The sequence below is a fragment of the Synechococcus sp. BA-120 BA3 genome, from assembly GCF_034931285.1.
In the GTDB taxonomy this organism is placed as follows: Bacteria; Cyanobacteriota; Cyanobacteriia; order PCC-6307; family Cyanobiaceae; genus Cyanobium.
Window position 1 is genome coordinate 1 of sequence record NZ_JAYGHZ010000314.1, and the last position, 7652, is coordinate 7652.

Below are 7652 nucleotides of genomic sequence, written 5' to 3' on the forward strand. Positions count from 1 at the left end.
GCTGCTGCGGCCCCGGGCCGAGCGGGGGCGCAGCAGCTCCATCGGCACGAACTGCTCGTCCGGCAGCAGGATGGGCAGCTCGAACACCACCCGCCCCTGGGGGCCAGCGCCGAGCAGGACCACCCCCAGCGGCTCGGGGGCGGTGGGGCAGGCCTCCAGAAAGCGGAAGTAGACCCGGCGCGAGCAGCGCAGCAGTTCGGCGCTGTTGATGCGATCGAGGCGCAGGGAGCCGGCCGAGGGGGAGGCCGAGGACTCCCCGCCCCGGATCACGAAGGAAGGGGTTCCGGATGGGGGCGTGCCCTGGCCGGGCGGGTGGATGGTGGGGGGCTGGGCGGTGATGGGATTCACCGATTCCTTTCGGGGGATCTTAGGGCCGAAAGGAAGATCGAGAGATCGATCTTCAGCCCGTCATCTCAGCCGTGGGTTTCAGCCGAGATTCTTCTTCTCCTCGATCATCTTGTGGATGATCGGCGTGAGGATGATTTCCATGGCGAAGCCCATCTTGCCGCCGTTCACCACGATGCTCGTGGGGCTGGACATGAAGGAATCGTGGATCATGCGCAGCAGGTAGGAGAAGTCGATGCCCCACTTCTCACGGGCCCCCTTGCGGAAGTGGATGATGACGAAGCTCTCGTCCGGGCTGGGGATGTTGCGGCAGATGAAGGGGTTGGAGGTGTCCACCGTGGGCACCCGCTGGAAGTTGATGTCGGTGCGGCTGAACTGGGGGCAGATGTGATTGATGTAGTCCGGCATGCGGCGCAGGATCGTGTCGACGATCGCTTCGGCCGAGTAGCCCCGCTCGGCGTTGTCGCGGGAGATCTTCTGGATCCACTCCAGGTTGGCGATCGGCACCACGCCGATCAGCAGATCCACCAGAGCCGCCACGTCGTAGCCCTCGCCCACCACGCCGCCGTGCAGGCCCTCATAGAAGAGGAGATCGGTTTCGCTGGGGATCGGCTCCCAGGGGGTGAACTGGCCCGGCTCCAGGCTGGTACCGAGGCGGGCGTTGTGCTCGGCCGCCTCCTCCACTGAGTGCAGGTAGTAGCGACGGTCGCCACCGCCGGTCTCGCTGTAGGTGCGAAACAGCTCTTCGAGCTTGTCGAAGATGTTGGCCTCGGGGCCGAAGTGGGAGAAGTTCTCGCCGCGGGCCTGGGCCTCGGCCATCGCCTGCTTCATCGGGCCCCGCTCGAAGCGGTGGAAGCTGTCGCCCTCCACCACCGCCGGGATGATGCCCTCGCGGGAGAAGATGTGCTCGAAGGCCCGTTTGACGGTGCTGGTTCCCGCTCCCGAGGAACCGGTGACAGCCACGACCGGGTGACGCTTCGACATCGACGCAGGGGGGTTGAGAGGCTGTGAGTTTGGCAGGTCGCCGGCCCGCTCCTGCCGAGCCCGTTACCTGAGGGGGGCCTTCAGGCCGGCAGGGCCGCCAGCAACTGCTCGCCCATGGCCTGGCAGCCCAGCCGGGTGCAGCCCTCGCCCATGAGCAGGTCGCCGGTGCGGTAGCCGGCGGCCAGCACCCGGTCGACGGCGGCCTCCAGGTCGGCGGCGGCGGCCTCCTGCTGCAGGCCCACCCGCAGCAGCATGGCGGCGGACAGCACCATGGCGATCGGGTTGGCCTTGTCCTGGCCGGCGATGTCGGGGGCGGAGCCGTGCACCGGCTCGAACAGACCCGGCCCCTCGGAGCCGAGGGAGGCCGAGGGGAGCATGCCGATCGAGCCGGTGAGCATGGCGGCCTCATCCGAGAGGATGTCGCCGAAGAGGTTGCCGGTGAGCAGCACGTCGAACTGGCGCGGCTCGCGCACCAGCTGCATGGCGGCGTTGTCGACGTACATGTGGCTGAGTTCGACGTCGGGGAACTCGGTGTGGATCGCCTCCACCCGGTCACGCCACAACTGGCTGACATCGAGCACGTTGGCCTTGTCGACCGAGCAGAGCCGGCCGCGGCGGGCGGCCGCCAGGCGGAAGCCCACCCGGGCGATCCGGTCCACCTCGTGGTCGCTGTAGACCATGGTGTTGAAGGCGCGCACACCGCCGTCCGCCTCGATGCGCCCCTTGGGGGTGCCGAAGTAGATGCCGCCGATGAGTTCGCGCACCACCAGCAGATCCACCCCCTCGATCACCTCGGGGCGCAGGCTGCTGGCGCCGGCCAGGGCCGGAATGATCTTCACGGGCCGCAGGTTGGCGAACAGCCCCAGGCCGGAGCGCAGGGCCAGCAGGCCGCTCTCGGGGCGCTGCTCCCGGGGCAGGGCATCGAAGCGGGGGGCGCCGATCGCCGCGAGCAGGACCGCATCGGAGGACCGGCAGGCCTCCAGGGTGGCGGCGGGCAGGGGCTCGCCGGTGGCGTCGATGGCGGCGCCGCCGACGGGCTGCGGATCGAAGACCAGACTGAAGCCGTGGCGGCCGCTCACCGCCTCCAGCAGGGTGCGGGCCACCGCGGTGATCTCCGGGCCGATGCCGTCCCCGGCGAGCAGGGTGATCCTGTAGCTGGTCATCGCGAAGGGGGGCCGGGCAGCAGGCGAGGCTACTTCTGCAGCTGCCGCAGGGTGCGGGCCATCTCGGGCAGCTTGTTGAAGACAGCGGAGCAGCGCAGCCAGAGCCGGTTGGGGATGGCGGGATAGCCGCTCACCACCTCGCCGGCGGCGATCTCCCCGTGGATGCCGGACTTGGAGGAGGCGATGGCCCGGTCGCCGATCACGGCCCGGTTGGCCACGCCCACCTGGCCGGCAAGGATGACGCCGTTGCCGAGCACGGCGCCGCCGGCGATGCCCACCTGCGCGGCCAGGGCACAGCCCTTGCCCGTGATCACGCCGTGGCCGACGTGGACGAGGTTGTCGATCTTGGTGCCGGCACCGATGCGGGTCTCACCGACGGCGGGGCGATCGATGGTGGAGCCGCAGCCCACCTCAACGCTGTCTTCGAGCACCACCCGGCCGGTCTGGGGCATCTTCACCCAGCCCGAAGCGGTGGGAACGAAGCCGAAGCCTTCGGCGCCGATCACCGCCTGGGACTGGATGACGCACCCCGCCCCGAGGCGGCTGCCGGGGTGGAGCACGGCGTTGGCGTGGATCTCGCAGCCCTCACCCAGCTGCACATCCTCATACAGAACGACGCCGGGATGGAGCACGCAGCCGGCGGCCACGACGCTGCCGGCGCCGATCACCCCATGGGCGCCGACGTGGACATCGGCGGCCACAGCCGCGCTGGGGTCGATGACGGCGCTGGGGTGGATCCCCGGGGGCTTCGGCGTGGGCGGATGCAGGGCAGCCAGGGCTTCGGCGAAGCCGAGCCGGGGGTTGGCGAGGGCCACCCAGGCCAGGCCGCGCTCGCTGGCCAGCTGCTGAATTTCTGCGTCGAGGGGCAGCAGCAGCGCAGCGGCGCCGCTGGCGGAGAGGGCGGCCGCCAGGGCGTTGCCGGGCTCGAGGAAGGCCAGCTGGCCGGGGCCGGCGCGATCCAGGGCTTCGGCCCCGGTGATCTCCGGATCCCCCGCCAGGTCCCGCGGGCTGCCGTCCTGCACGGCGCCGATCCGGGTGAGCAGGCTGCTGAAGCGCATTCCCCAGGGGGCGGACGGCCCGGATCGTAGGCCCCACAGCCACCGGCGGACGACGGATCAGGGGGCCGGGTCGAGCAGCTCCTTGAGGGGCACGAAGCGGTAGCCGCGGCGGCGCAGGTCGGGAACGATGCAGCGCAGGGTGTCCAGGGTGCGGCCGCTGAGGCCCGGGGTGTCATGCAGCACCAGGATCCCGCCGGGGTGGGCATTGAGGCGCACGAACAGGCGCACGAACCAGAGGGGCGGCCGCAGGGTGTCCCAGGGGAAGATCGATCCCAGCACCAGGCGGTAGGAGCGGGCCGCCAGGGCATCGAGCATGGGCCGATGAAACCAGCCCTGGCCGGGGCGAAACCAGCGCCAGCGCAGGCTGGCGGGGGCAGCGGCCCGGGCGATGGCCCGCTCGGTATCGGCCAGCTGCTGCTGGAAGAGCGGCGGCGGCAGGGACGCGGAGGACGCGTCGCGCCAGAGGTGGTTGCCGAGGTCGTGTCCCTGCTGCAGGGCGCGGCGGGGGAAGCGCTGGTCGCGCTCGAGGTGGGTGCCGATCAGGAAGAAGGTGGCCGGCACTTCGAGCTCCCGCAGCAGCGCCAGCAGGGCCTCCGAACCGGGGCCGCTGGGGCCGTCGTCGATGGTGAGGGCCAGCCGCTTCTGCCGGCCCCGGCCGCACCACACCACCTCCGGACACAGCGGAACCAGCAGCAGGCGGATCAGCAGGGAGGGCAGCAGCACCACCAGCACCACCACATCGAGCAGCAGCACCACGGCCAGAACGGACAGCAGCAGGGTCATGGGCGGGAGCGGCCTCAAGAACGATGACAGCGGCGGTGGCTCGTGGCCCGGAGGCGGCCGGGCTGGCTAGGGCGGGGGTCGGTTCCCTTCCTGTGCGCCACCATGACCGCCCCGAAGAAAGCCGCCGCCGCCGGCAACGCCAGCGCCCCCACCACGCGGGGACAGGCCCGCACGGTGATCTACTGCCACGGAATCTCCAACATGCCCCCTGAAGGGGTGCTGCGCTCGGAGTGGGACCGGGCCCTGTTCGGCGCCGACCAGGGGGAGCGCACCCGCATGGCCTACTGGGTCGACCGGGAGCGCTACCCGGAGACGGCGGGCTTCTCCACCCGGGCGATCGGTGACGACCGAGCGACGCTGCAGCCGGGCTCGGAGGCGCTGCTGGCCGCCTCGATCCAGGACAGCGACGCGCCGGAAGCGTCGCAGGCGTTCGTGGAGGCGCTGACGGCCCAGCTGGAGGCGGCCGCCCAGACGGCGGCCCAGCGGGGGGCGCCGATGGGAGGACCGGCGACGCTCTCGGTGGAGGCGAAGGGGCTGTGGAGCCCGGTGACGGCGATGTTCACCAAGGCGTTCCTGGCGGATGTGAACGATTTCCTGTTCAACAAGACCAAGCGGCAGCGGATGGTGCAGACGGTGAAGGACCGGATCAGCACCGGCGGCGGTCCCTTCGTGGTGGTGGGACACAGCCAGGGGAGCATGGTGACCTACCAGGCGCTGATGGAGCTGGGCGCCGCCCTGGAGGTGGATCTGTACGTGACGATCGGCTCGCCGCTGGGGCTGCCCCAGGTGACCGACGTGCTGCAGAAGTGGCACGGCAAGAAGCTCCCCATCCCCGCCGGCGTGAAGCGCTGGGTGAACATCGCCCAGGACGGCGACATCGTCTGCCTTGACCAGAGCCTGGCCGATGAATACAGCGCCGCCGGCAAGCCGAAGATCGTCGATGAACGGGTGGTGGGGGTGGTGTGGCCGCCCAGCAAGGCCCATTCCGCCAGCCGCTACCTGTCGCGCCAGTCGACCCAGGAGACGGTGATGGCCGCGCTGGATCGCTCCCGCTTCCAGCCGGTGAGCCCGATGACGGTGGCCAGGAGCCTGGCCGATGCGCTGGATGTGGAGGCCACGGCCCGGGTGCCGGTGCTGATCGAGCTGGCGGATCGCTCGGCGGGGGCCGCCGAGGTGGGTGATTCGCTCCAGAAGGCGCGGGACGCTGTGCTGGAGTGGATCCGGACGCATGTGCTGCAGGGTCCGATCACCGCCGAGACGGTGTTTCTGGAAGACCAGCTGGATCGCTACGTGGCGGTGAACCTGACCCGCGCCGAAGTGGAGACGCTGGCGGGAGCGATGAGCCGCCAGTACGGCGCCACCTCGCCGGCGGTGTACCGGATGTTCAGCAACAGCCGCAAGAAGGCGCTGATGCACGATTCGATCCACACGGTGCAGGCCCGCACCGCCCAGCTGGGCTACAACGCCTGCGGCCAGGGGATCACCTGGGCGGTGCTCGACACCGGCATCGACCGGCAACACCCCCATTTCCATAACGCCGGCCTCGCCCCGAACGGAACGATCGCCGCCGAATGGGACTGCACCGCGCGGGGGGCGGTGAAACCGGGCAGCGGCAACGATGCCAACGGCCACGGCACCCATGTGGCGGGGATCATCGCCGGAGGGCTGCTGTCGGTGGGGGGCGATGACGGCCCGGACATGCTGGCCATGGCCCCCCGGGCCCGGATCGTCAGCTACAAGGTGCTGGCCGACAACGGCGGCGGCTACGACGCCTGGATCATCAAGGCGATCGACCACATCTGGCGGCAGAACCAGGAGGGACGGCGCCTGGCGGTCCAGGGGGTGAACCTAAGCCTGGGGGGACCGTTCGATCCGGCGAGCTTCGGCTGCGGCGATTCTCCCCTGTGCGCCTCCCTGCTGCGGCTGGTGCGCCAGGGGGTGCTGGTGGTGCTGGCGGCGGGCAACGAGGGCAGCGGCGACATCGTCGTGGACGGCTTCAGCGCCACACGCTCGTTCGATCTGTCAATCGGCGATCCGGCCAACCTCGATGAGGCGATCGCCGTGGGCTCGGTGCACCCGACCCTGCCGCACCGCTACGGCACCTCCTACTTCTCCTCGCGGGGCCCCACCGCCGATGGCCGCCTCAAGCCCGACGTGGTGGGCCCCGGGGAGCGGATCCTTTCGTGCCGCAGCAGCAGCGACCCGAAACGCACCCCCAACCGCGACAAGGGCAAGAGCCTCGATGAGCTCTATGTAGCGCTGTCGGGCACCAGCATGGCGGCGCCGCACGTCTCCGGCCTGCTGGCCGCCTTCCTCTCGGTGCGCAGCGAATTCATCGGCTATCCCGACCGGGTGAAGCGGATCCTGCTGGAGCACTGCACCGACCTGCAACGGGACCGCTACCACCAGGGGGCTGGCCTACCGAATCTGTCGAGGATGTTGCTGGAGACCTGAGGGTTCACGGGTCCGTGAACCACGGCTAGGTTGCGCCGATACGAGACGCCAAGCAGGGTGGGGGTGAGGCTCTCAGCGATTGAGATTCAGCTGCTGGGTGTTTCACGGATAGGGGTGGCTCATGAGGTGTGGCTCAGGGAAGCCACCTATGATCAACTTATGCAGCTGATCAACTTATGCAGCCTCAGCCGAGAGACAAGTCATGAAACGGTTAACTTATTCAATCAAGATCAACAAACCCGTCAATCTGGTTTACGAAAAGCTACTGGACAAAGAAGTGTACCCAGCTTGGGCAAAGGCCTGAGGTGAAGGCATGACCTACGAAGGAGAGTGGAAAGAGGGGCAACACATCTCATTTTTTGACAAAACCCAAAGTGGCACGAAAGTACTTATCGAAAGGATCGTGCCCCATGAAACCATCAAGATGAAACATGTCGCCATGGTCAATCCTCAAAATATTGAAGTACCACTAACCGATCAGATGATGCGAAAGTGGATCGGTTCGCGAGAAGATTATTTCTTTAGGAAAGAAGGGGATGTCACGACGCTTGAGGTTGTCATGGTGGCCGATGAGGCATTTGAGGCAATGATGAACGCTTGGTCTCAAGCACTCCAGTTGTTCAAAAGTGCATGCGAAGCCTAACTACCGGAACAGCGGACGACGTTCCGCAGCCGCTGAACCGGAGCGCTAGGCTGAGAATCTTTGTTCCTCACTCAGCAAGGAACTCGGCACCATGGTGACGTGACCCCCTTTATCGGTCCAGGGTGAATGAGAGTGGGTGGATGTGGTCATGCTGCAGCTCCCTGCTGAGCTGCTTCCAGGGGCGTCAGTCCCTGGAGGGCCGAGTGCGGCCTGAGCGAGTTG

At 68.4% G+C, this 7652-nt stretch carries 7 protein-coding genes; 2 read left to right on the forward strand and 5 right to left on the reverse strand.

Annotation, left to right across the window (positions count from 1 at the left end; all coding sequences use genetic code 11):
- The 5 genes from VB737_RS12995 to VB737_RS13015 all read right to left on the reverse strand — a co-directional run.
- Positions 1 to 348: hypothetical protein (locus VB737_RS12995; protein WP_500313553.1), on the reverse strand; the 348-nt coding region annotated here is incomplete at its 3' end.
- A 78-nt stretch (positions 349 to 426) separates the two neighbouring features.
- Positions 427 to 1329, reverse strand: a complete 903-nt coding sequence (locus VB737_RS13000) for a phosphoribulokinase (protein WP_500313555.1) — start codon at positions 1327 to 1329, stop codon at positions 427 to 429.
- Positions 1330 to 1409: 80 nt separating this feature from the next.
- Positions 1410 to 2492: a 3-isopropylmalate dehydrogenase gene (leuB, locus tag VB737_RS13005; protein ID WP_500313557.1), complete on the reverse strand. Its 1083-nt coding sequence runs from the start codon at positions 2490 to 2492 to the stop codon at positions 1410 to 1412.
- A gap of 29 nt (positions 2493 to 2521) precedes the next feature.
- Positions 2522 to 3550 (reverse strand): UDP-3-O-(3-hydroxymyristoyl)glucosamine N-acyltransferase, encoded by a 1029-nt coding sequence (gene lpxD / locus VB737_RS13010; protein WP_500313559.1) that lies wholly within the window; start codon positions 3548 to 3550, stop codon positions 2522 to 2524.
- A gap of 57 nt (positions 3551 to 3607) precedes the next feature.
- Positions 3608 to 4333 (reverse strand): polysaccharide deacetylase family protein, encoded by a 726-nt coding sequence (locus tag VB737_RS13015; protein WP_500313560.1) that lies wholly within the window; start codon positions 4331 to 4333, stop codon positions 3608 to 3610.
- 102 nt (positions 4334 to 4435) lie between these two features.
- Here VB737_RS13015 and VB737_RS13020 point away from each other — a divergent pair, with 102 nt between their 5' ends.
- Entirely contained in the window at positions 4436 to 6787 is a 2352-nt protein-coding gene (locus VB737_RS13020; RefSeq protein WP_500313562.1) for a S8 family serine peptidase, read from the forward strand.
- A gap of 313 nt (positions 6788 to 7100) precedes the next feature.
- A complete protein-coding gene (locus tag VB737_RS13025; protein WP_500313564.1) occupies positions 7101 to 7430 on the forward strand; it encodes a hypothetical protein in 330 nt (109 codons plus the stop codon).
- Positions 7431 to 7652 lie beyond the last annotated feature (222 nt).

What these genes read in the sequence shown, in the direction of transcription:
- VB737_RS13015 (WP_500313560.1), bottom strand. Translation starts at nt 4,333, where the DNA reads ATGACCCTGCTGCTGTCCGTTCTGGCCGTGGTGCTGCTGCTCGATGTG.
- lpxD (WP_500313559.1), bottom strand. Translation starts at nt 3,550, where the DNA reads ATGCGCTTCAGCAGCCTGCTCACCCGGATCGGCGCCGTGCAGGACGGC.
- VB737_RS13000 (WP_500313555.1), bottom strand. Translation starts at nt 1,329, where the DNA reads ATGTCGAAGCGTCACCCGGTCGTGGCTGTCACCGGTTCCTCGGGAGCG.
- VB737_RS13020 (WP_500313562.1), top strand. Translation starts at nt 4,436, where the DNA reads ATGACCGCCCCGAAGAAAGCCGCCGCCGCCGGCAACGCCAGCGCCCCC.
- leuB (WP_500313557.1), bottom strand. Translation starts at nt 2,492, where the DNA reads ATGACCAGCTACAGGATCACCCTGCTCGCCGGGGACGGCATCGGCCCG.
- VB737_RS13025 (WP_500313564.1), top strand. Translation starts at nt 7,101, where the DNA reads ATGACCTACGAAGGAGAGTGGAAAGAGGGGCAACACATCTCATTTTTT.